Annotated in this window: 21 protein-coding genes; 17 read left to right on the top strand and 4 right to left on the bottom strand. The window is 63.0% G+C overall.

What is annotated here, in order from left to right; translation table 11 throughout:
* Positions 1–50: 50 nt before the first annotated feature.
* The 5 genes from ACZ5LB_RS03555 (at position 51) to ACZ5LB_RS03535 (ending at position 6,364) form a co-directional block, all read left to right on the top strand.
* Positions 51–3,119, top strand: coding sequence for a CHC2 zinc finger domain-containing protein (locus tag ACZ5LB_RS03555; protein ID WP_464604770.1), 3,069 nt, complete (start codon positions 51–53; stop codon positions 3,117–3,119).
* Complete coding sequence (xerC, locus tag ACZ5LB_RS03550) at positions 3,119–4,192, top strand: site-specific tyrosine recombinase XerC (RefSeq protein WP_464604769.1); 1,074 nt, start codon at positions 3,119–3,121, stop codon at positions 4,190–4,192. The genes ACZ5LB_RS03555 and xerC (ACZ5LB_RS03550) overlap by 1 nt, the downstream gene beginning before the upstream one ends.
* A 280-nt stretch (positions 4,193–4,472) precedes the next feature.
* Positions 4,473–5,255, top strand: coding sequence for an RHS repeat-associated core domain-containing protein (locus ACZ5LB_RS03545; RefSeq protein ID WP_464604774.1), 783 nt, complete (start codon positions 4,473–4,475; stop codon positions 5,253–5,255).
* Between the two features lie 28 nt (positions 5,256–5,283).
* Positions 5,284–5,733 carry a barstar family protein gene (locus ACZ5LB_RS03540; protein WP_464604773.1) on the top strand — a complete coding sequence of 150 codons (450 nt, stop codon included), beginning with the start codon at positions 5,284–5,286 and terminating at the stop codon, positions 5,731–5,733.
* 454 nt (positions 5,734–6,187) lie between these two features.
* Positions 6,188–6,364 (top strand): hypothetical protein, encoded by a 177-nt coding sequence (locus ACZ5LB_RS03535; protein WP_464604772.1) that lies wholly within the window; start codon positions 6,188–6,190, stop codon positions 6,362–6,364.
* 223 nt (positions 6,365–6,587) lie between these two features.
* Here the strand turns inward: ACZ5LB_RS03535 and ACZ5LB_RS03530 are convergent, their stop codons facing one another.
* Positions 6,588–6,944, bottom strand: a complete 357-nt coding sequence (locus ACZ5LB_RS03530) for a helix-turn-helix domain-containing protein (protein ID WP_464604771.1) — start codon at positions 6,942–6,944, stop codon at positions 6,588–6,590.
* Positions 6,945–7,091: 147 nt separating this feature from the next.
* On the opposite strand from ACZ5LB_RS03530, the gene ACZ5LB_RS03525 reads away from it, so the two are divergent.
* The 8 genes from ACZ5LB_RS03525 to tnpC all read left to right on the top strand — a co-directional run bounded on the left by ACZ5LB_RS03525 (position 7,092) and on the right by tnpC (position 16,222).
* Positions 7,092–10,160 carry a CHC2 zinc finger domain-containing protein gene (locus ACZ5LB_RS03525; RefSeq protein WP_464604770.1) on the top strand — a complete coding sequence of 1,023 codons (3,069 nt, stop codon included), beginning with the start codon at positions 7,092–7,094 and terminating at the stop codon, positions 10,158–10,160.
* Complete coding sequence (gene xerC, locus ACZ5LB_RS03520; protein WP_464604769.1) at positions 10,160–11,233, top strand: site-specific tyrosine recombinase XerC; 1,074 nt, start codon at positions 10,160–10,162, stop codon at positions 11,231–11,233. Before ACZ5LB_RS03525 ends, xerC (ACZ5LB_RS03520) begins: the two co-directional genes overlap by 1 nt.
* Positions 11,234–11,525: 292 nt before the next feature.
* Positions 11,526–12,260, top strand: a complete 735-nt coding sequence (locus tag ACZ5LB_RS03515) for an RHS repeat-associated core domain-containing protein (RefSeq protein ID WP_464604768.1) — start codon at positions 11,526–11,528, stop codon at positions 12,258–12,260.
* An 11-nt stretch (positions 12,261–12,271) separates the two neighbouring features.
* Positions 12,272–12,712, top strand: coding sequence for a hypothetical protein (locus tag ACZ5LB_RS03510; RefSeq protein WP_464604767.1), 441 nt, complete (start codon positions 12,272–12,274; stop codon positions 12,710–12,712).
* Positions 12,713–12,752: 40 nt separating this feature from the next.
* On the top strand, positions 12,753–13,067 hold the full coding sequence (locus tag ACZ5LB_RS03505; RefSeq protein WP_464604766.1) for a hypothetical protein: 315 nt from the start codon (positions 12,753–12,755) through the stop codon (positions 13,065–13,067).
* Between the two features lie 699 nt (positions 13,068–13,766).
* Positions 13,767–14,180 (top strand): hypothetical protein, encoded by a 414-nt coding sequence (locus ACZ5LB_RS03500; RefSeq protein ID WP_464603517.1) that lies wholly within the window; start codon positions 13,767–13,769, stop codon positions 14,178–14,180.
* The gene (tnpB, locus tag ACZ5LB_RS03495) at positions 14,177–14,548 is read left to right on the top strand and encodes an IS66 family insertion sequence element accessory protein TnpB (RefSeq protein WP_464603516.1); all 372 of its coding nucleotides are present in this window, start codon (positions 14,177–14,179) and stop codon (positions 14,546–14,548) included. The genes ACZ5LB_RS03500 and tnpB overlap by 4 nt, the downstream gene beginning before the upstream one ends.
* Positions 14,549–14,647: 99 nt before the next feature.
* Positions 14,648–16,222, top strand: a complete 1,575-nt coding sequence (gene tnpC, locus ACZ5LB_RS03490; RefSeq protein WP_464603515.1) for an IS66 family transposase — start codon at positions 14,648–14,650, stop codon at positions 16,220–16,222.
* A 103-nt stretch (positions 16,223–16,325) separates the two neighbouring features.
* Here the strand turns inward: tnpC and ACZ5LB_RS03485 are convergent, their stop codons facing one another.
* The gene (locus ACZ5LB_RS03485; RefSeq protein WP_464604765.1) at positions 16,326–17,069 is read right to left on the bottom strand and encodes a hypothetical protein; all 744 of its coding nucleotides are present in this window, start codon (positions 17,067–17,069) and stop codon (positions 16,326–16,328) included.
* 440 nt (positions 17,070–17,509) lie between these two features.
* Here ACZ5LB_RS03485 and ACZ5LB_RS03480 point away from each other — a divergent pair, with 440 nt between their 5' ends.
* Positions 17,510–17,989, top strand: coding sequence for a hypothetical protein (locus tag ACZ5LB_RS03480; RefSeq protein WP_464604764.1), 480 nt, complete (start codon positions 17,510–17,512; stop codon positions 17,987–17,989).
* 557 nt (positions 17,990–18,546) lie between these two features.
* Here ACZ5LB_RS03480 and ACZ5LB_RS03475 read toward each other — a convergent pair.
* Positions 18,547–18,783, bottom strand: a complete 237-nt coding sequence (locus ACZ5LB_RS03475) for a hypothetical protein (RefSeq protein WP_464604763.1) — start codon at positions 18,781–18,783, stop codon at positions 18,547–18,549.
* A 15-nt stretch (positions 18,784–18,798) separates the two neighbouring features.
* Positions 18,799–19,053 carry a hypothetical protein gene (locus ACZ5LB_RS03470; protein ID WP_464606367.1) on the bottom strand — a complete coding sequence of 85 codons (255 nt, stop codon included), beginning with the start codon at positions 19,051–19,053 and terminating at the stop codon, positions 18,799–18,801.
* Between ACZ5LB_RS03470 and ACZ5LB_RS03465 the strand changes: the two genes are divergently transcribed.
* The 3 genes from ACZ5LB_RS03465 to ACZ5LB_RS03455 all read left to right on the top strand — a co-directional run bounded on the left by ACZ5LB_RS03465 (position 18,946) and on the right by ACZ5LB_RS03455 (position 21,980).
* Positions 18,946–20,772 carry a toprim domain-containing protein gene (locus tag ACZ5LB_RS03465; protein ID WP_464606267.1) on the top strand — a complete coding sequence of 609 codons (1,827 nt, stop codon included), beginning with the start codon at positions 18,946–18,948 and terminating at the stop codon, positions 20,770–20,772. The genes ACZ5LB_RS03470 and ACZ5LB_RS03465 overlap by 108 nt on opposite strands.
* A gap of 265 nt (positions 20,773–21,037) precedes the next feature.
* Positions 21,038–21,529 (top strand): hypothetical protein, encoded by a 492-nt coding sequence (locus ACZ5LB_RS03460; RefSeq protein WP_464604762.1) that lies wholly within the window; start codon positions 21,038–21,040, stop codon positions 21,527–21,529.
* Positions 21,504–21,980, top strand: coding sequence for a hypothetical protein (locus ACZ5LB_RS03455; protein ID WP_464604761.1), 477 nt, complete (start codon positions 21,504–21,506; stop codon positions 21,978–21,980). Before ACZ5LB_RS03460 ends, ACZ5LB_RS03455 begins: the two co-directional genes overlap by 26 nt.
* Positions 21,981–22,029: the final 49 nt, after the last annotated feature.

The raw sequence follows: 22,029 nt of genomic DNA, 5'->3' as shown, positions 1-22,029 counted from the left end.
TTTTTTCTGGAAATACCCCTTGACAGGGTTTTCGGAGGAGGAGGAAAACCATGGCCCGCATCCCCGATTCCGAGCTGGAGCGCCTGAAGGCCGAGGTTTCCGTGGAGCGCCTGGTGGCGGCGGCCGGGATCGAGCTGACGAAGAACGGCAAGGACCGCCTGGGCCGGTGCCCGTTCCACGCGGACAAGGAGGCCTCGCTGATCGTCACGCCCGGCAAGAACCTCTTCCACTGCTTCGGCTGCGGTACCGGTGGCGGTCCCATCGACTGGACCATGAAGCTCCACGGCGTCAGCTTCCGCCACGCCGTCGAGCTGCTGAGATCGGACATCGTTCCGTCGTCCCCCTCCGCCCCGGTGCGGGAAAGCGCCGTGCGCAGGCTCCCGCCCCCCGTGGCGTTCGACGCCGACGACCAGGCCCTGCTGCGCCAGGTGGTGGACTACTACCACGCGACCCTGAAGGCCGCCCCCGAGGCCCTGGACTACCTGAAGGCCCGGGGGATCGACCATCCGGAGGCCATCGAGACGTTCAAGCTGGGTTTCGCCAATCGGACCCTGGGCCTGAGCCTGCCCGGAAAGCAGTGGAAGACCGGCGGCGAGATCCGGGGCCAGCTGGCCAAGATCGGCATCTACCGGGAGTCGGGCCACGAGCACTTCAACGGGAGCCTGGTGATCCCGATCCAGGACGAGGCCGGCAACGTGACGGAGGTCTATGGCCGCAAGATCCTCGACAACCTGAGGAAGGGCACCCCGTACCACCTCTACCTCCCCGGCCCTCACAAGGGCGTCTGGAACGTGGAGGCCGTGAAGGCGTCGAAGGAGATCATCCTGTGCGAGGCCCTGATCGACGCGCTGACGTTCTGGTGCGCCGGGTACCGCAACGTGACGGCAGCCTACGGGGTGGAGGGATTCACCCCGGATCACCTGGAGGCCTTCCAGCGCCATGGGACGGAGCGGGTGCTGATCGCCTACGACCGGGACGAGGCCGGGGACCGCGCCGCGGACAAGCTCGCCCAGAAGCTCATGGCGCAAGGGATCGCCTGTTTCCGGATCCAGTTCCCGAAGGGTCTGGACGCCAACGCCTACGCCCTGAAGGTTCAGCCCGCCGCCAAGAGCCTGGGCCTGGCGATCCGGACGGCGCAGTGGCTGGGCAATGGCAAGGCCCCCAAGAATGGCCCAGGCCAGGCGGTGGCCGCGCAGGCCCTGGCCGACGAGGTCCAGGAGCAGGCCACGGCAGCCCAGCCGGAACCCACCACTCCCGACCCGGAGACCCAGGCGCTGCCGGCCTCGCCGTTGCCGCCGACGCCAGGCGATGACCTGGCGCACGAGGTCCAGGGCCAGGATCTGCTGCTCAAGCTGGAGGGCCGGAGCTACCGGATCCGGGGCTGGGAGAAGCCCCTGAATCCCGAGGTGCTGAAGGTCAACGTGATGGTCTCCAGGGGCGAGCACTTCCACGTGGACACGCTGGACCTCTACCAGGCCAAGGCGAGGGTGGCGTTCATCAAGCAGGCCTCCCTGGAGCTGTCGGAGAGCGAGGAGGCCCTGAAGCTGGACCTGGGGCACGTGCTCCGGAAGGTGGAGGGGATGCAGTCGGACCGGCTCGCCGAGGCGCTGGCGGCGCGGAAGGCGCGGCCCTCGCTCACGGAGGAGGCGTACCGGGAGGCCCTGGCCCTGCTGAAGGCCCCGGACCTGGTGCAGCGGATCCTCCGGGACTTCGAGGCCCTGGGCATCGTGGGGGAGGAGTCCAACAAGCTCACCGGGTATCTGGCGGCGGTCTCGAGGCTCCTGGACCGGCCCCTGGCGCTGCTGATCCAGTCGGCCTCGGCCGCCGGGAAGTCCAGCCTGATGGACGCGGTGCTGGACCTGCTGCCGGAGGAGGACGTGATCCGCTACTCGGCCATGTCGGGCCAGAGCCTGTTCTACATGGGGGACCGCGCCCTCCAGCACAAGATCCTCGCCATCGCCGAGGAAGAGGGCGCGAAGCAGGCCAGCTACGCCCTGAAGCTCCTCCAGTCGGAAGGCCGGGTCACCATGGCCTCCACGGGCAAGGATCCGGCAACGGGGATGCTGGTGACCCACGACTACACCGTGGAAGGCCCGGTGATGCTGTTCCTCACCACGACGGCCATCGACCTGGACGAGGAGCTGCTGAACCGGTGCCTGGTCCTCACCGTCAACGAGAGCCGGGAGCAGACGCGGGCCATCCACGCCCTGCAACGCCAGCGGGAGACCCTGGAGGGCCTTCTGGCGCGGTCCCGGAGGGAGAGCCTGCTGACGCTGCACCGCAACGCCCAGCGGATCCTCCAGCCCCTGGCGGTGGTGAATCCCTACGCCGGCCAGCTCCGTTTCCGGGACGACCAGACCCGGAGCCGGCGCGACCACGTGAAGTACCTGACCCTCATCCGGTCCATCGCGCTCCTGCACCAATGCCAGCGGGAGGTGAGGACCCTCACCCACGAGGGCCAGCTGCTGCGCTACATCGAGGTCATCCCGGAGGACATCGCCCTCGCCAACGAGCTGGCCCAGGAGGTGTTCAGCCGGACCGTGGACGAGCTGCTGCCCCAGACCCGGAAGCTGCTGACGCTGCTCCACGCCTGGGTGAAGGCGGAATGCGAGCGGACCGGGACGGATCAGGCGGATTTCCATTTCACGCGGCGGCAAGCCCGGGAGGCGACGGGATGGGGGGACACGCAGGCCTGGACCCACCTGGGGCGGCTGCTGGAGCTGGAATTCCTGAAGGCCCATCGTGGCAAGAACGGCCAGGCCTATGTCTACGAGCTTCTCTACCAGGGAGAGGAGGTGGAAGGCCAGGCGCTGCTGCTGGGCCTCATCGACTGCGCGAGCCTCCAGGTCCCTGAACCTACGATGGCGACCTTTCGGGGTGAGGACGCCGACCTTTCGGGCACCTTTCGGCCACCTTTCGGGGAGCTTTCGGACGCCTTTCGGGGGCCGTCCGAAGGGCCAGGACCCAGCATGGCCGGAAGTCCGAGTCCGAATCCCCCTGACGAGGCCCCGAAGGGCGGTACTTCCGCTCCCGCGAAGCCCCCGTCCTACCTGAAGGCCCTGGCCTCCCAGGGGCCCGCCTTCCGGCGTCGGGTCCAGAAACAGGCGGAGGCGGTCTGATGCTGCGCCGCAAGGCCACCAAGCGCCCCAAGCCTCCGGTGGGCGACATCCGGGACCCGGACAGCCTGTTCCACCACCTCCAGCGCTACCTGACGCATCTGACGGAGAAGAACTACTCCGCGCACACGGTTCGGACGCGGGACAACTACCTGCGCTACTTCATCGTCTGGTGCGACGACCGCGGGCTTACGCGGCCCAGCCAGTTGGACAAGCCCATCCTGGAGCGCTACCAGCGGCACCTGTTCTACCACCGCAAGGCAGACGGGGACCCGCTCTCCACCTCCACCCAGCACGCCCGGATCATCCCCATCCGCCACTGGCTGCAATGGCTGGTGAAGGAAGGGCACCTGCTCTACAGCCCGGCCATGAACCTGGAGCTGCCGCGGATGGAGCACCGCCTGCCCAAGGCGGTCCTCACCCAGAAGGAGGCCGAGGCGGTGCTGGCCATCCCCGAGGTGGGCAGCACCGTAGGCCTGCGGGACCGGGCCATCCTGGAGACCCTGTACAGCACCGGGATGCGGCGGCTGGAGCTGATCGGCCTCAAGGTCCACGACGTGGACTTCGACCGGGGCACGGTGATGATCCGGCAGGGCAAGGGCAAGAAGGACCGCATGATCCCCGTCGGGGACCGTGCCCTGGCATGGATCGCGGCCTATCGGGATCGGGGCAGGCCGGACCTGGTGACGGGGCGGGACCAGGGGGAACTGTTTCTCACGGAGCTGGGGGAGGAGATGCGCCCCACGCACCTGACCCGGCTGACGCGGGACTACGTGGACAAGGCGGCCCTGGGCAAGCGCGGCAGCTGCCACATCTGGCGGCACACCATGGCGACCCTGATGCTGGAGGGTGGCGCGGACATCCGGTTCATCCAGGCCATGCTCGGCCATGCCTGTCTGACGACGACGCAGATCTACACGCAGGTGAGCATCCGCCAACTCAAGGCCATCCACGCGGCCACCCACCCCGGGAAGCTGCCCGATGCCGTCCGGAAGAAGCTGGAGGAGGACCCGGAGCCCACCGCCGAGGACCTGCTGGCCCAGCTCGACCTGGAGGCCGAGGAGGAGGACGAGTAGCCGCCAAGGATCCCGAGACAGAGGGGAGGTTGCCCTGGGGGGCGCCTCCCCTCTCGTCGTTTTTCCTTTAGCTGCTGGCCCGCCGCAGGCGCCTGGACGTGGGTCGCAGGAAGGCCGCAGGGGGCCTCGCGGCGGAAAAGTCGCGTCAGGGGGTCTCCGGCGCTACCATGGAGCATCGATCTTTGAAAAGCCTTCTGCATCAAGGGAACGCGCGCGTTTCGCAGGCTGGGGGCATCGGCGGTCATATTCCGAGCAGACGGATGTGTCGGGGCTCATATACATGCAGGCAAGGTTCTACCTGCCCATGTATGGACGGTTTGCCAGTCCGGATCCGGCGCGGGATCAGCATTTCGAAGACACGCAATCCTGGAACATATACAGCTACGTGCGGAACAACCCGGTGATGCTTACGGATCCAACGGGTATGAAAGTGCCTTGGTATCTCGGGGGAAATTCAGCCTTTGTCGATAAGGCGCTTGATTCTCTCTATTCCCTAACCGTCACCCACAATCCCGGTTACCAAGCAGTGGCCCAGGTAACCGATGTGGTTTCATCCACCATCAATGCGGTTGGGAACAAAGACTTGCCGATGCTAAGCAATCTCGGGAAGGACGCCGAGAAGGGGGCAGGAGCAACGGACCTACTTGTCAGCCGTTCGATGGAAGTGCCAACCCAGGTGATGGCCGGGGAAGTTGGAGGAAACCTTATTGGGAGGGGCGCCGGGGCACTAGAAAAGGCAATAACTCGGACGGCATCGGCCGAGAGTAGTTCTCTTGGGGCGATTCCCCAGAAGGTTGTCGATACTCTCAAGGTTGTCAGCGAAACAGGGCAGGCCCCCACTGGTTTCAAAGGAGGAAGAACCTTTGCAAATGATGGAAGGGGTGGAGGTGCTGTGCTTCCCCAGGCTGATTCTTCTGGTGCTGCAGTAACCTATAAGGAGTGGGATGTTAATCCTTTCACAAAAGGTGTCAATCGAGGTGCTGAGCGCCTCGTGACTGGGAGTGATGGAAATGCGTATTACACGTTCGATCACTACCAAACATTCACTCGCGTCCCCCAATGAAACTAGTGAGGGCAATTCCTTGATAAACGTGAAGCTGTACTCGGGTGAAAAGACAAAGTTATACGATTATTTAATCGCAAAGGAACATTCTGCTGAAAAGATTCAGGTCCGGTTCCTGCGAGGAAGCAAAATGGCATCCTTCTCTGGGCTTTTTGACGAAACTGCCGCAGCGCTTCAATTCCCATGGTATTTCGGAGAAAACTGGAATGCCTATGATGAATGTCTTTCTGATCTTTCATGGATTGATTGCGATAAGCTTGTGCTGTGTGTTTTGGATTCCCAGATGGTTCTAGGGAAGGAGCCAGATGGTCTCCATGTCTGGCTGAACCACTTGCTGGGTGTTCTCGAAGAAAGATCTGAAGGAGACTCACTTCAGGAGGGAATTGCTATCACTTTGGTGCTCGAATCAGACAATGAGGGGCTGCTTCGACTCCAAGGTGAATTGAACGAGATTCCATTCGAGACCCTACAGTTTTAGGGATTCTCTATTGGGGTGCTGACCCACTCCATCGTAGGTGCCGTCCGGCTCGCCCCGTGCAAAGGTCGCGCCTGCGCACCGCTGCGCGGCGCTCCAGCACGCCCTCTGCAGCGGGGCGCCCGTGATCAAGCGCGACCCATTCGATCGTGCAGAGGGAAAGCGGCAGCCTCGGACGGCGGCAATGCTGAGAGCCCAACGAGTCCCTCCATTTCGCCGTGGCAGCATCCATCTCCGCCCTCCGCGGGGGTCGGCAGTCGTCGCAATTCCGATAAGCCTGGCTTATCGAAATTGGTTTTGCTGAACCCCTCGTCAGCTGCGCTGCCGAGTGCTTCATCAAAACTCCCGCCGCCTGCCTAGACATAACGGTTCGCTATGTCTCCCCCCGCGGATGGCTCATCGGCTTCGTTTGGGCGGGCACCGTGCGCGTGGGTTGGGCAATAGTGGCCCTTGCCTGATGCTCGATCGCGCCGTCCGGCTCGCCCTCGCCAGGGCCGCGCCTCCGCTGCGCTGCAGCACGCCCCTGGCTGCGAGGGCGCCCGTGGAGGGCGCCGACCCACCCGGCCCGCTCAAGACCGCCCAGAGGCGGCGCCACGCTCGCGCCCGGCCCATCACCCCTGAGAGCGGGGGGTGATGGGCCGGGACGGACGCAGCAGGAACGAAACGGGGAGGATCCCCGTGAAGGGCTGCAGGAGAGGGAGGGATCCGAGCCGAACCCCGCAGCAGGAAGGGTTTCAGCGTGAGGCGCGGAGATCTCAGTACGTACAAGAAAAAGCAGCCCCCCAACCCCCAGAGGTTCCGGAGGGCGGCTTTTCCTTTTAGCTGCTAAAGAAGAAAGGTCAGGAGCTCCGGCGACTTCAGTGCCCCGTCTCGGCCAGGACGCCGTCGAGCATTTTCATCAGGACCTGTTGGGTGGCCCGGGGCAGGCGGCTTATGCGCTCGAACTGCTGCTGGAGTTTGGGCGCGGGACCGCGTTTGCCTTTGGGCCTGGCCTCCACGCCGAGGAGCTGCTCGAGGCTCAGATCGAGGAGATCGGCCAGGAGGGGCAGCATGGATGCGGGAAGACGCACGTGGCCACCCTCGTAGTTGGCGAGGGTCTGCTGGGGGATCCCGAGCTGGGCGCAGACCTGATGCTGGGTGAGGTTGCGGGCCTTACGCGCCTGGGCGATCCGTGCGCCCAGGGCCTTGAAGAAGTGCTCGTCTTTGCCGTTCACGGTCGTCCCGATCGTCGTTGTGACAGGCATGAGGATAAGCTCCGGGTTTCAAGGTCGCGTTTGACATTACCCTAAAGTCGGGTACTCTCCAATCAGGTTTTTTCTGGAAATACCCCTTGACAGGGTTTTCGGAGGAGGAGGAAAACCATGGCCCGCATCCCCGATTCCGAGCTGGAGCGCCTGAAGGCCGAGGTTTCCGTGGAGCGCCTGGTGGCGGCGGCCGGGATCGAGCTGACGAAGAACGGCAAGGACCGCCTGGGCCGGTGCCCGTTCCACGCGGACAAGGAGGCCTCGCTGATCGTCACGCCCGGCAAGAACCTCTTCCACTGCTTCGGCTGCGGTACCGGTGGCGGTCCCATCGACTGGACCATGAAGCTCCACGGCGTCAGCTTCCGCCACGCCGTCGAGCTGCTGAGATCGGACATCGTTCCGTCGTCCCCCTCCGCCCCGGTGCGGGAAAGCGCCGTGCGCAGGCTCCCGCCCCCCGTGGCGTTCGACGCCGACGACCAGGCCCTGCTGCGCCAGGTGGTGGACTACTACCACGCGACCCTGAAGGCCGCCCCCGAGGCCCTGGACTACCTGAAGGCCCGGGGGATCGACCATCCGGAGGCCATCGAGACGTTCAAGCTGGGTTTCGCCAATCGGACCCTGGGCCTGAGCCTGCCCGGAAAGCAGTGGAAGACCGGCGGCGAGATCCGGGGCCAGCTGGCCAAGATCGGCATCTACCGGGAGTCGGGCCACGAGCACTTCAACGGGAGCCTGGTGATCCCGATCCAGGACGAGGCCGGCAACGTGACGGAGGTCTATGGCCGCAAGATCCTCGACAACCTGAGGAAGGGCACCCCGTACCACCTCTACCTCCCCGGCCCTCACAAGGGCGTCTGGAACGTGGAGGCCGTGAAGGCGTCGAAGGAGATCATCCTGTGCGAGGCCCTGATCGACGCGCTGACGTTCTGGTGCGCCGGGTACCGCAACGTGACGGCAGCCTACGGGGTGGAGGGATTCACCCCGGATCACCTGGAGGCCTTCCAGCGCCATGGGACGGAGCGGGTGCTGATCGCCTACGACCGGGACGAGGCCGGGGACCGCGCCGCGGACAAGCTCGCCCAGAAGCTCATGGCGCAAGGGATCGCCTGTTTCCGGATCCAGTTCCCGAAGGGTCTGGACGCCAACGCCTACGCCCTGAAGGTTCAGCCCGCCGCCAAGAGCCTGGGCCTGGCGATCCGGACGGCGCAGTGGCTGGGCAATGGCAAGGCCCCCAAGAATGGCCCAGGCCAGGCGGTGGCCGCGCAGGCCCTGGCCGACGAGGTCCAGGAGCAGGCCACGGCAGCCCAGCCGGAACCCACCACTCCCGACCCGGAGACCCAGGCGCTGCCGGCCTCGCCGTTGCCGCCGACGCCAGGCGATGACCTGGCGCACGAGGTCCAGGGCCAGGATCTGCTGCTCAAGCTGGAGGGCCGGAGCTACCGGATCCGGGGCTGGGAGAAGCCCCTGAATCCCGAGGTGCTGAAGGTCAACGTGATGGTCTCCAGGGGCGAGCACTTCCACGTGGACACGCTGGACCTCTACCAGGCCAAGGCGAGGGTGGCGTTCATCAAGCAGGCCTCCCTGGAGCTGTCGGAGAGCGAGGAGGCCCTGAAGCTGGACCTGGGGCACGTGCTCCGGAAGGTGGAGGGGATGCAGTCGGACCGGCTCGCCGAGGCGCTGGCGGCGCGGAAGGCGCGGCCCTCGCTCACGGAGGAGGCGTACCGGGAGGCCCTGGCCCTGCTGAAGGCCCCGGACCTGGTGCAGCGGATCCTCCGGGACTTCGAGGCCCTGGGCATCGTGGGGGAGGAGTCCAACAAGCTCACCGGGTATCTGGCGGCGGTCTCGAGGCTCCTGGACCGGCCCCTGGCGCTGCTGATCCAGTCGGCCTCGGCCGCCGGGAAGTCCAGCCTGATGGACGCGGTGCTGGACCTGCTGCCGGAGGAGGACGTGATCCGCTACTCGGCCATGTCGGGCCAGAGCCTGTTCTACATGGGGGACCGCGCCCTCCAGCACAAGATCCTCGCCATCGCCGAGGAAGAGGGCGCGAAGCAGGCCAGCTACGCCCTGAAGCTCCTCCAGTCGGAAGGCCGGGTCACCATGGCCTCCACGGGCAAGGATCCGGCAACGGGGATGCTGGTGACCCACGACTACACCGTGGAAGGCCCGGTGATGCTGTTCCTCACCACGACGGCCATCGACCTGGACGAGGAGCTGCTGAACCGGTGCCTGGTCCTCACCGTCAACGAGAGCCGGGAGCAGACGCGGGCCATCCACGCCCTGCAACGCCAGCGGGAGACCCTGGAGGGCCTTCTGGCGCGGTCCCGGAGGGAGAGCCTGCTGACGCTGCACCGCAACGCCCAGCGGATCCTCCAGCCCCTGGCGGTGGTGAATCCCTACGCCGGCCAGCTCCGTTTCCGGGACGACCAGACCCGGAGCCGGCGCGACCACGTGAAGTACCTGACCCTCATCCGGTCCATCGCGCTCCTGCACCAATGCCAGCGGGAGGTGAGGACCCTCACCCACGAGGGCCAGCTGCTGCGCTACATCGAGGTCATCCCGGAGGACATCGCCCTCGCCAACGAGCTGGCCCAGGAGGTGTTCAGCCGGACCGTGGACGAGCTGCTGCCCCAGACCCGGAAGCTGCTGACGCTGCTCCACGCCTGGGTGAAGGCGGAATGCGAGCGGACCGGGACGGATCAGGCGGATTTCCATTTCACGCGGCGGCAAGCCCGGGAGGCGACGGGATGGGGGGACACGCAGGCCTGGACCCACCTGGGGCGGCTGCTGGAGCTGGAATTCCTGAAGGCCCATCGTGGCAAGAACGGCCAGGCCTATGTCTACGAGCTTCTCTACCAGGGAGAGGAGGTGGAAGGCCAGGCGCTGCTGCTGGGCCTCATCGACTGCGCGAGCCTCCAGGTCCCTGAACCTACGATGGCGACCTTTCGGGGTGAGGACGCCGACCTTTCGGGCACCTTTCGGCCACCTTTCGGGGAGCTTTCGGACGCCTTTCGGGGGCCGTCCGAAGGGCCAGGACCCAGCATGGCCGGAAGTCCGAGTCCGAATCCCCCTGACGAGGCCCCGAAGGGCGGTACTTCCGCTCCCGCGAAGCCCCCGTCCTACCTGAAGGCCCTGGCCTCCCAGGGGCCCGCCTTCCGGCGTCGGGTCCAGAAACAGGCGGAGGCGGTCTGATGCTGCGCCGCAAGGCCACCAAGCGCCCCAAGCCTCCGGTGGGCGACATCCGGGACCCGGACAGCCTGTTCCACCACCTCCAGCGCTACCTGACGCATCTGACGGAGAAGAACTACTCCGCGCACACGGTTCGGACGCGGGACAACTACCTGCGCTACTTCATCGTCTGGTGCGACGACCGCGGGCTTACGCGGCCCAGCCAGTTGGACAAGCCCATCCTGGAGCGCTACCAGCGGCACCTGTTCTACCACCGCAAGGCAGACGGGGACCCGCTCTCCACCTCCACCCAGCACGCCCGGATCATCCCCATCCGCCACTGGCTGCAATGGCTGGTGAAGGAAGGGCACCTGCTCTACAGCCCGGCCATGAACCTGGAGCTGCCGCGGATGGAGCACCGCCTGCCCAAGGCGGTCCTCACCCAGAAGGAGGCCGAGGCGGTGCTGGCCATCCCCGAGGTGGGCAGCACCGTAGGCCTGCGGGACCGGGCCATCCTGGAGACCCTGTACAGCACCGGGATGCGGCGGCTGGAGCTGATCGGCCTCAAGGTCCACGACGTGGACTTCGACCGGGGCACGGTGATGATCCGGCAGGGCAAGGGCAAGAAGGACCGCATGATCCCCGTCGGGGACCGTGCCCTGGCATGGATCGCGGCCTATCGGGATCGGGGCAGGCCGGACCTGGTGACGGGGCGGGACCAGGGGGAACTGTTTCTCACGGAGCTGGGGGAGGAGATGCGCCCCACGCACCTGACCCGGCTGACGCGGGACTACGTGGACAAGGCGGCCCTGGGCAAGCGCGGCAGCTGCCACATCTGGCGGCACACCATGGCGACCCTGATGCTGGAGGGTGGCGCGGACATCCGGTTCATCCAGGCCATGCTCGGCCATGCCTGTCTGACGACGACGCAGATCTACACGCAGGTGAGCATCCGCCAACTCAAGGCCATCCACGCGGCCACCCACCCCGGGAAGCTGCCCGATGCCGTCCGGAAGAAGCTGGAGGAGGACCCGGAGCCCACCGCCGAGGACCTGCTGGCCCAGCTCGACCTGGAGGCCGAGGAGGAGGACGAGTAGCCGCCAAGGATCCCGAGACAGAGGGGAGGTTGCCCTGGGGGGCGCCTCCCCTCTCGTCGTTTTTCCTTTAGCTGCTGGCCCGCCGCAGGCGCCTGGACGTGGGTCGCAGGAAGGCCGCAGGGGGCCTCGCGGCGGAAAAGTCGCGTCAGGGGGTCTCCGGCGCTACCATGGAGCATCGATCTTTGAAAAGCCTTCTGCATCAAGGGAACGCGCGCGTTTCGCAGGCTGGGGGCATCGGCGGTCATATTCCGAGCAGACGGATGCATCCGGCCTCATTTACATGCAGGCTCGGATGTATTTACCTCAATATGGTAGATTTGCAAGCCCTGACCCGGCTCGTGACCAGCATTTTGAATTGACGCAAAGCTGGAACATCTACAGCTATGTGCGGAACAATCCGGTCATGGCCACGGACCCGACGGGACTAGCAGAGGAGGACGCCAAATTTGATAAGACGGAATTCCTCCGAAGCGGCCAACACATCCCGCCGCACGCCCAGCAGTCAGCTGATGGGAACATGGCAGGCATGGTCGGCTCGGCCAATGCTTCGGAGGCAGGAAGGGCAAGGTCGCAAACAGACAAACCACCGGCAGGACCACCTGCCGTTGGACCAGATGGCAAGCCGATTCAAGGCGCTCCCCAGCCACCCGATCACCCTGGCGATGGCGCCAAACCTGGTAATCCCCCGGATGTGAAGGCAGATAAGGGGACCACTAAGGACACCAAATTTACGCACTACTGCAACTGCAAGATCTGCACTGGAAAGTCTCCAGGCGATCCAGCGTATGGCGTCACCACCGATGGCTCGACCGCAGGAACGGGGACATTAGCTGCTCCAAAAACGTATTCCTTCGGCACCACCGTTACCTGGACCGATCCCCAGGGAGGCACACACACGGGCACCATCGAGGACCGTGGAGGGAAGATCAAGGGGAACCGGATCGATATCTGGGTGCCAACCCATGCAGAGGCGATTAAGTTGGGAACCTACACTGTCCCTGCAACTTTCACGCCCCCAGCGGAATAGGAGTGCCCATTATGCGAACGCTGGCAGCCTTGATCGTTCTCATTCCAGCCATTGCCCAAGCCGCCGACCCTTTGTTGGTGGAACTCCAACGTCCAGGGAGAACCTGGAGTCAGCAAGAACTCGCGGTCAAGCTTTACCAAACCTGCCGTGCCAGTGACGCCCAGGCTCCCAAGCGGGAAATTGCGGCTTGGGTAAAACTGCTGAAGGTGGATCATGTCCTTAAGTCCGATGGGACTTTGGATGCCAAGCTACAGGTTCGGGAAGTTGCCCTAGCCTGTATTGAGGAATTGAGTGGCGAGAACTTCTATCCAGCGAATGGGGCAGAAGCTCCGGTGAGGCAGATCCTCTCGACAACCAAGGATGGCGCGGTGGAACGATTTCACATTGCTGAGATAGTCCCGAAGGACCTCCCGGCAATCCAGAAAGCAATTCAGGCTTGGCTGAAGAAGTGAGTTGACTTCTGGTTACCCACAACCCATTTCCGGAGGGTCCATGGAATCCCAAGAGCAGTTCAAATATGCCGTGGTCCGAGGCGACATCGACACGCGGGAAGTTCTCGCAGAGCAGGTCCAGAAGGGCATGGGGCTGCCTGGGTGCAAATTTGTGCTTGTTCTCTACGAGACCATCGAGAAGCTGTTTCCGAGCCCAGATCCTCACCCCACCCACTTTACCCATCTGCCGGACTACAAAGGACTGCGTGAGTGGTCCGAGGCTCACGGCTGGATGGTGGACTACCTGGACGCGCAATTCATCAAAGAGGAAGACTTGCGCAAACTTCGCCCCATTGTGTTCACGCCGAAGGGATAGGACAACCTCAACCTGCTTGCGCTGGTGGAGAATGACGGGCTGGTGAGGCATGCGGCTGGCGAGGATGGCGTGATCTCCCCAAAGGGCATGAACACCCTCAAGAAGTCCATTGAGGCTCAGTCCAGGTAATCTGCCCGCCATGCTTAAGCCCATTGCCTCGCTACCTGCATTCCGTTCAGAATGGCTTACTTTGATGGTTGGGATTAGACCCGATGCGTCTGTGCCGTATCCCTCGATCCTGTTCAAGAGATCTCTACGGCATTCTCGAATTCCTCGAAACCCGCTGCTGGCTTGCCTTTCAAGCGTGCCCATCAACACCAGTCCGATACTTTCAATGCTTCTATGCCCCTGGATATGCCGGGGGTTTTGTTGTTGATTGCTATCGTGCTGCCCAGGGCAAGCCCCACTTGAAACACGCTCAAAGCCTTTGCCTGCCTACCGTTGCCGGTATGTGCTACCTGCAAGGAACCATATGAATTCGCACCGCCACCTCGGCTCACGCTGGCGCTCCGCTCGGTGTCTATCTGGGATGGAAGATCTGGCATCTGAAGGTTCTTATATAAAGGCAACCCGAGAAGTTCACTGCCCCCTCAAGCGACCTTCCCTTCCCGTATGGCAAGCTCCTCGTGTCCTTTCGGCAGGCGTGCGTGAACTCGTAGCTTGATGGCCGGTAGGCTCATGGGTCGCTGGAGATCACCCATGGCCCACCCCAGGAAAGCGCCATCGCCGGAGGATTTGGCCCTGCTTCGCAGAAAGATCGAGATCTGGCGTAAGACGCGCCCCAGCCGCGGCGAGACCCCGGCGGATATTTGGGAGAGCGCAGTGGCCTTGGCCCGGATCTACGGTGTTTGCCAAATCGCCCGCGCCGTCGGGCTCGACTACAAGGCTCTCCGAACCCGGGTGTCCAAGGCTCCGGTAAAGCCCGGCCTGGTCAAACCCACCTTCGTTGAACTGCCGGCTACCCTGGCGGCGGAACCTGTGCCGACCCCTCTCCCCGGGACCTCCATCGAGATCACGTCTCCCAATGGTTCCCGCATGCGGATCACTCTGGAAGCCGGACGAGGCCTGGAGGCCGCCGGGATCGTCGCCGCCTTCCTGGGGAGCCGGGGTTGATCCAGATCACCCCGCAAATGAGGGTTCTGGTTGCGGTAGAGCCGGTGGACTTCCGCCGGGGGATCGACGGCCTGGTCAGCCTCTGCCGGGAGAAACTCAGCAGCGACCCCTTTTCGGGAACGGTGTTCGTGTTTCGCAGCCGCGGGAACCAGGCCATCAAACTCCTGGTCTATGACGGGCAGGGTTTCTGGCTCTGTCACAAGCGCCTGTCCCAGGGCCGGTTCCGGCATTGGCCCCAGGGACGGGAAGTAGCAACAGAACTGCTCGCCCACGAGCTGCAGGTTCTGCTTTGCTGCGGTAATCCGTCGGCCACCGGCATCCCCCCTGCCTGGCGCACCGTGGGGCCCTCGGGCTCGGCCCTGAAATGAGGACTTGTACTTTCCTTTCGAGGCTGGCAGGCTCGTACCATGGGGCGCTCGAAACCACACACCTCAAAGACCGGAAAAGGCCAGTCGCCGTCGGCTCTGGTGAATCCGGAGATCCTGAAGCTGACCCCGGAGCAGGTCACGGCCTTCATCGAGCGCATGCGAGTGGTGGTCACCGACGAGCAGGATTTCCTGATCATCCAGGGCAGTCTGGCCACCCTCGGTTTCATGGCCCAGGAGCTCAAATCCAAGCGCACCTCCATCCATAGGCTTGCCAAGATGCTGTTCGGGGACGCCACAGAGGCCATGGTGAACCTATTCCCGCCCACCACCCCGAGGCCCAAGCCGAAGCCAAAGGAGCCCCGGAAGGGGCATGGCAGGGCCGGGGCGGGCAGTTATCCGGGGGCCCAGCGCGTCAAGGTCCCCCATGAGAGCCTGAAGCCAGGGGATGAGTGCCCGGAATGCCCCAATGGCCGGGTCTACCCGATGGCCCAACCCGCCGTCATGGTCCGAATCGTGGGCCTGTCCCCCCTCCAGGCCAAAGTGATCGAACGAGAGCGCCTGCGCTGCAATGCCTGCGGCGAAGTGTTCACGGCCAAGGCCCCCGAGGGGACAGGGCGGGAGAAGTTCGATGCTTCCGCCGCGGCCATGGTGGCCCTGCTGAAGTACGGCACCGGCGCCCCCTTCCACCGCCTGGCCCGGCTGCAGGCCAACCTGGGCATCCCCCTCCCGGCCTCCACCCAATGGGAGCTGGTCCAGAAGCAAGCCGGCCTCCTCGACCCGGTGCTGGACGAACTGGCACGCCTCGCGGCCCAGGCGGATGTGGTGTTCAACGACGACACCACCATGAAGCTCATCGACCGTCCGGATCTCCGATTCGACCGGAAGGAGCGGAAGGGGGTCTACACCTCCGGGATCGTGGCCCGGCTCCAGCATTCGGGGCCCGGCCGGGCCCGGGGGGTCGTCCTGTTCCGTACCGGGCACCACCATGCCGGGGAGAACCTGGCCGAGATTCTCCGTTCCCGGAGCCAGGACCTGCCGCCCCCAATCCAGATGTGCGATGCGTTGGCGGCCAACACCAAGGGACCTTTCGAGACTCTGGTCGCCCACTGCCTGGCCCACGCCCGCCGCAGGTTCGTGGAGGTGGTGGACGACTTCCCCGAGGAGTGCAGGCACCTGCTGGAGGCCCTGCGGGACGTCTACCATCACGACAGCCAAGCCAAGGCCCTGACTCCCCAGGAGCGACTCCAGTTCCACAAGGACCACAGTGGCCCGGTCATGGGGGCCCTGAAAGGCTGGCTGGAGAGCCAGATGGAGGCCAGGAAGGTCGAGCCCAACTCCGGTCTGGGCAAGGCCATCACCTACATGCTCAAGCACTGGACGGCCCTGACCCTGTTCCTCCGCGAACCCGGCGCGCCCCTGGACAACAATGTCTGCGAACGAGCCCTGAAGCGCGCCATCCTCCACCGCAAGAACAGCCTGTTCTACAAGACCGAAGAGGGTGCCAGGGTCGGCGATATCTACATGAGCCTGATCCACACGGCGGAGATAAACGACGTGAACCCGTTCGACTACCTCGTGGCCGTCCAGAGGAACCACGTGCTCGCCGAGGAAAACCCCGAGGAATGGATGCCCTGGAGCTACCAAGCCACGCTGAAGGTGCTGGAAGCCCAATAGTCCTCAGAAGGTTGGGTGCTTTGGTTCCAGGTGAGTCCCTACGACTCAACCAAAGGCATACCCAATTGGGAACCAAGTGGCATTGCGCACGTCCGCCGAAAGCTCACAGCTCCTCCGCCGTGGGCAGGTGGAAGCCCACCCAGTAGCCTTTGCTGTTGGAGTAGAACTTGCTCAACCCGGTGACGGCTTTGACGGCACGGCTGAATAGATTCCCCTTGAATTCAATCTCCAGCTCCGGGTTCCACTCGCGGAACACCTGCTCCAGGTCCTTGTCTAGGACGCGCCCACCAGGTTCGGTCCAGGCGATGAGGTCCACCACTTCGTTCTCCAGGAACTGCGCCTTCTGCATCGCAATGGCTTTCTCGTCAAGCAACCCCAGTGCGGGCGTGAAGGGTGCCACACCTTCCCACATGAGCCGCACCGCCTCCGCTGACCAGGGCTCATCCCAGGACTTGGGATTGAAGTAGGTCTGGATCAGGTCCACGGTGCTTTCCTGGTCCTGGAGATAGTAGTTCCGGAGGTTGCAGACGACCTTCGCCAGGATCAAGGTGGGGCGGTCGCGGAGGTAGGCAGCCCTGTGATCAAACACCTTCAGCAGATAGAAGATCGCCTGACCATGCCGGACGTTGGCGGACGCAGATGAAGGCACCCAGGGTTTCCGGTTGACGGTGCCGGTGCGGATGGAGGGCGGCTTTACTCTCCTGTGCGCCCTGAACCGGATGGCTCGCGGTCGAAGCGGTGCCCGCCAGCAGTCGTCCCTCGCGCGCAGGATGCGGACCTTATGACTGAGAGTGAATCTCAGCGCTGAAGCGGTCCGGTTGTCGCGGGGCTGGGCATGGGGGCTCACGAGCCGTTTCGGCGCAGGAACCCAGGCTCTCGCTGAGGGGCGAAGGTGATATGGGGTGGGGTGCGGAAGAGGGCGAACGTTGTCCATGGTGTTGGTTACCACCGTGGCTTTGCCCTCGGGCTCCGTGCCAAGACGCACCGCCCCCCTCCTTATGGGCTCAAAGGGCACGAGTCCGGCAAACCCCCACCCCATGCGGGTTTCAGGGGATTGGACCCAGCCTCGCCAAGCCCTGATCTGAGCCGAGCGAACCCCCAGGTTGCGATCATGAAGGTGCCCCTCAGGCAGTGCATGACCATGAGGTCGGTCACGCCCTGGGGGCTTCCGATCAATACACAGGCAGAAGTGTCCCGAATTCTGGACACGAGCGTGACATCATGGGTTCCGTTTCGCCGAGGGCTCGACCACTTGAATCGACCATAGCGGAAATACGAGGAGATTAAATGCTTTTACCGATTTTATTATCCGGACTGATTTCTGGGGGACCTGCGATGGTTCAGGCAAAGGCAGAATCAACCAAGGAGAAGGCTCACTTCAAGTTCCACATTCCGGCTGGGTTTAGCCTGACCGATGTTTCGCCGAAGATGATGGATTTTTATCTGTTCAAGCTTGCCCGAGAAACAGGTAATGGTCCGGTCCTAACAATATATGTTGGCGGTCATCCCAAGTTTCCAAGTCTTAAATGGTCTGTAAAGCCTGACAAAAAGGAATTGGCTGACCGTTCCATAATGTTTTACGCAGAAGCTGAGAAGAGCCAGGCTATTGAAACACTAGTTGATTTTCACGACCTAAGCTACAAAAGTGATGATGCATCTCCATGGGAAATGATCCACTTCTATAGTGAAGGGTTATCACAGAATGATTTCAAGGTATTTTCTGAATTTATTTCCAGAGTCGAAATTGCCAAGAAGCATTTGGATTGATGGAACAGCGATAACCAGCCTTTATTTCAGAAATGAGAACGAGTCAAGCCCCGGTCCTCCGGGGCTTTTTCATGGCTGCGCGTGCCCTGTTCTTTCCCTTAGGAAAGGCACTGGTGGCGCTGTTCACTGCTGCTGCGTGGTAGTGAATTTCACCAGGAGGATGCCCTACCTGGTTGTTGATGACCTTCCCTGAATCCTCTGGAAGCCGCACCAAGATTGGCTTTTCTGATGGCTGCCCTCGTGATGGTGATGCTGCTGCCGTGCTGCTGCTGACCTGGATACGCCGGTGATGCTGCCGCTGCTCCTATCGTCCTCGCCAACATCATATATAACCAATATGGAATATTGCCCTTGTGCTGACTGGCAACGAAGGGGTGTGGAAATGCCATTGGGACGATGCTGATAAGGTTTCGGCTACTTCCAGGAAACCGCCTCCTCGGCTGCGCACAGGCTCCGCTCGGAGGCTCATGGATGATGGTCTGAGTTCCAGGCTGGACGGGTGGAATCTGATTTCTGGTTCTCTTATAGAAAAGCAACCCGAGAAGTACACTGCCCGGTCAAGCCGCCTCGCCATCACCTGCCGCCAGTTCCTCAGGCGTGGGCAGGTGGAAGCCCTCCCAGTAATAGCGCCCTCCGCAGGACGTTTTGCCCAACCCGGTGACGGCTTTGACGGCGCGGGTGAAGCGATTCCCCGTGAACTCGAAACCCAGTTCCGGGTTCCACTCCCGGAACACCTGCTCCAGTTCCTTGTCCCACACCCTGCCGCCGGGCTTTGTCCAGGCGATGAGGTCCACCACCTCGTTCTCCAGCTACTGGTTCCACTGCATGGCTTTGGCTTTTTCGTCCACGATGCCCAGGTAAGGGGTGAAGGGTTCCACGTATTCCCACATCAGCCGCACCGCCTCTACCGCAACGTCACGGCGGCGTATGGGGTGGAGGGGTTCACCCCGGACCACCTGGAAGCCCTCAAGCGCTGCGGCGTTGAGCGGGTTCTGATCGCCTACGACCGGGATGACGCCGGGGACCGTGCCGCGGACAAGCTTGCCCGGAAGCTCATGGAACATGGCATTGCCTGTTTCCGGGTCCAGTTCCCGAAGGGGATGGACGCGAACGACTACGCCCTGAAGGTGGCTCCCGCCATGAAGTCCCTGGGGCTGGCGATCCGTGGGGCGGTCTGGATGGGCAATGGCAAGGCTCCCGAACGCAGCCTGGGTGCGGTTCCGGAGGAAAAGAAGGCGGCTAAAGAAGAAAGCACCAGGACGCCCGAACCCATCCAGGACCGCCCGGAACCTGTTCCTTCTTTAGCTGCCCGCCCTAAGCCGCCGGTCCATGCTGCCGCACCTGAACCCCTCCAGGAGCCCATTCCCGCCTCTCCGGTGCCGCCAGCGCCCGGGGATGACCTTTCCTGCGAGCTGGACGGCAAGGACCTGAATTTGAGCCTGGAGGGGCGCTGCTACCGCGTCCGGGGCTGGGAGAAGCCGCTGAATCCGGAAACCCTCAAGGTCAATCTGATGGTGTCCCGGGGTGAAGCCTTCCACGTGGATACGCTGGACCTCTACCAGTCCAAAGCCAGGGCGGGCTTCATCCGTCAGGCGGGTTTGGAGCTGGGGGAGTCGGAAGAAACCCTGAAACGGGACCTGGGCAAGGTGCTGCGCAAGGTGGAGGCGTTGCAGGCGGACGCATTGTCGGAAGCCCTTGCGGCGAAAACCAAGCTGCCGCCCATCACTGAAGAAGAACACGCCCAAGCCCTGGAGCTGCTGAAGTCCCCGGAGCTGATGCGGCGGATTCTCCAGGATTTCCAGGCGCTGGGCGTGGTGGGGGAGGAGTCTAACAAGCTCACCGGCTACCTGGCGGCGGTGTCCAGGCTCCTGGATCGCCCATTGGCATTGCTGATCCAGTCCGCCAGTGCTGCCGGTAAGTCCAGTTTGATGGATGCCGTGCTGGACCTGATTCCGGAGGAAGACGTGATCCGGTATTCCGCCATGTCTGGGCAGAGCATTTTCTACATGGGCGACCGCAGCCTCCAGCACAAGATTCTCGCCATCGCGGAGGAGGAGGGCGCGAAGCAAGCCAGCTACGCCCTCAAGCTGCTCCAGTCGGAAGGCAGGGTCACCATGGCGTCCACGGGCAAGGACCCCCAGTCGGGGATGCTGGTGACGCATGACTACACGGTGGAGGGTCCGGTTTCCCTGTTTCTCACCACCACCGCCATCGACCTGGACGAGGAGCTGCTGAACCGCTGCCTGGTGCTGACGGTGAACGAGTCCAGGGAACAGACCCGCGCCATTCATGCCCTGCAACGCAGCCGGGAGACGCTGGAAGGGCTGCTGGCGCGTGAGAGCCGGGATAGCCTGCTGAAGCTCCACCGCAACGCCCAGAGGCTCCTACAGCCCCTGGCGGTGGTCAATCCCTACGCCGCCCAGCTCAGCTTCCGTGATGACCAGACCCGGAGCCGGCGCGACCACGTGAAGTATCTGACGCTGATCCGCGCCATTGCCCTCCTGCATCAGTTCCAGCGGGACGTGAAGACCCATGGGAGCCTGCGCTACATCGAAGTGACCCCGGAGGACATCCGGTTCATCCAAGCCATGCTCGGACATGCAGAACTCAGCACCACGGAAATCTATACCCAGGTCAGCATCCGCCTGCTCAAGAGCGTCCACGCCGCCACGCACCCCGGGAGGCTCGCGGAGGCGGGTAGACATGCCCTGGACCCCGAGCCCACCGCTGAAGCCCTCCTGGAGGCGCTGGAGCGGGAAGCGGAGGAGGAAGGCGAGGATTGAGGGGAGAGGCTGCCCAGGGGGAGGTTACCCTACGGGGGTGCCTCCCCTTTGCGTTGTTCCTTCTTTAGCCGCTCATCCAGGCAGCCGCCTCCGGCGCAGCGGGAAAGGCGTGTCAGGGGGTCTCAAGTGCTACCCTGGGTCATCGGTCTTTGAAAAGCGTTGCGGAACAAGGGAAAGTGCCCTGCCGGGCTGGGAAGTGCGGTGGGGTGCTGCGTTGTCGCAAACAGGACAGGGCCTGACTGGCCCGCCAGGCCATCTGGATGACTTGCAACAACAGGTCAAAGATGCAGCCATTAAAGCCGGTGCTGTTTCAGGACAGAAGTTTGGCAAATTGAATGTTTTCGCTTATGGCGGCACCGCCGAAGAAAGAGCTGCGGCGTTGAGCGCTATGGGCGATGTCTTCACGAAGAGCGCCCAGGGAGCCCAAGAGCTTAAGGCGCTGGAAGCAAGAACCAATATCTTCGGTAAGGTGAAACCATTTGATGTTGTCATGGCAAGGAATCCTAACGGTAGTTATACCTACAAGGGTTCCCAGGGAATGGCATTGGATATGAGCCAAGTTGGAAGGTACGGCCAACTGTTCTCGCGGCCGGGTGGAGGATTTACTCTTCAGCGACTGATTGCGCATGAGCTTGGGCATGCCGCGATGGGCGTAGGGGACGACGGACCAAACCGCATGAACAATGTCCTACGCTATGAAAACACCATTATGAGAGAGTTGGGAGATACAAATGATCGAATCAGATATTCTCCGTGATTTAGGCATGAGGCTTGGGCGCAAATTAATCGCTTTGATGGCCTTGTCTGGCTTCCTTCTCGGAGGGGTTGGCTGTGATTCAAAAGCCGCACGTTCGGGGGTGAATGTGATACAGGTTTTCTATCTTCCAATCGGCATGGAGACCCTTGTTGGCGTCACCACCAATGACCTTGAATCTAGAGGGAAAAGATGCCGGATTGATACAAGGAGAGACATAGATAAGATTATGGAAATTCTTAATTCGGCGAGGCCTGCTAAAGCGCCGGGTGAAGCCTTCGAAGACAAAACGGTCAGGGTGAAGCTGGTTGAGGAAACGCAGCAGGGTATGCATGTGATTGCAGTGATCGAAAATCAAGGATCTCTTAAGCGGGGAGACGGAAGCGAAGGCGTTTTGTCTCCTTCAGACCTGTCCGACCTCAAGAAGATAATCGAGGCTCATCTGAGCAAGTAGGGTAAGTGTGCATGTAGTGTAAGGCCCCGGGTCTCCGGGGCCTTATGCT

Source organism: Mesoterricola sp. MK458, from assembly GCF_055384935.1.
This window is presented reverse-complemented; position numbering and strand designations above follow the sequence as displayed.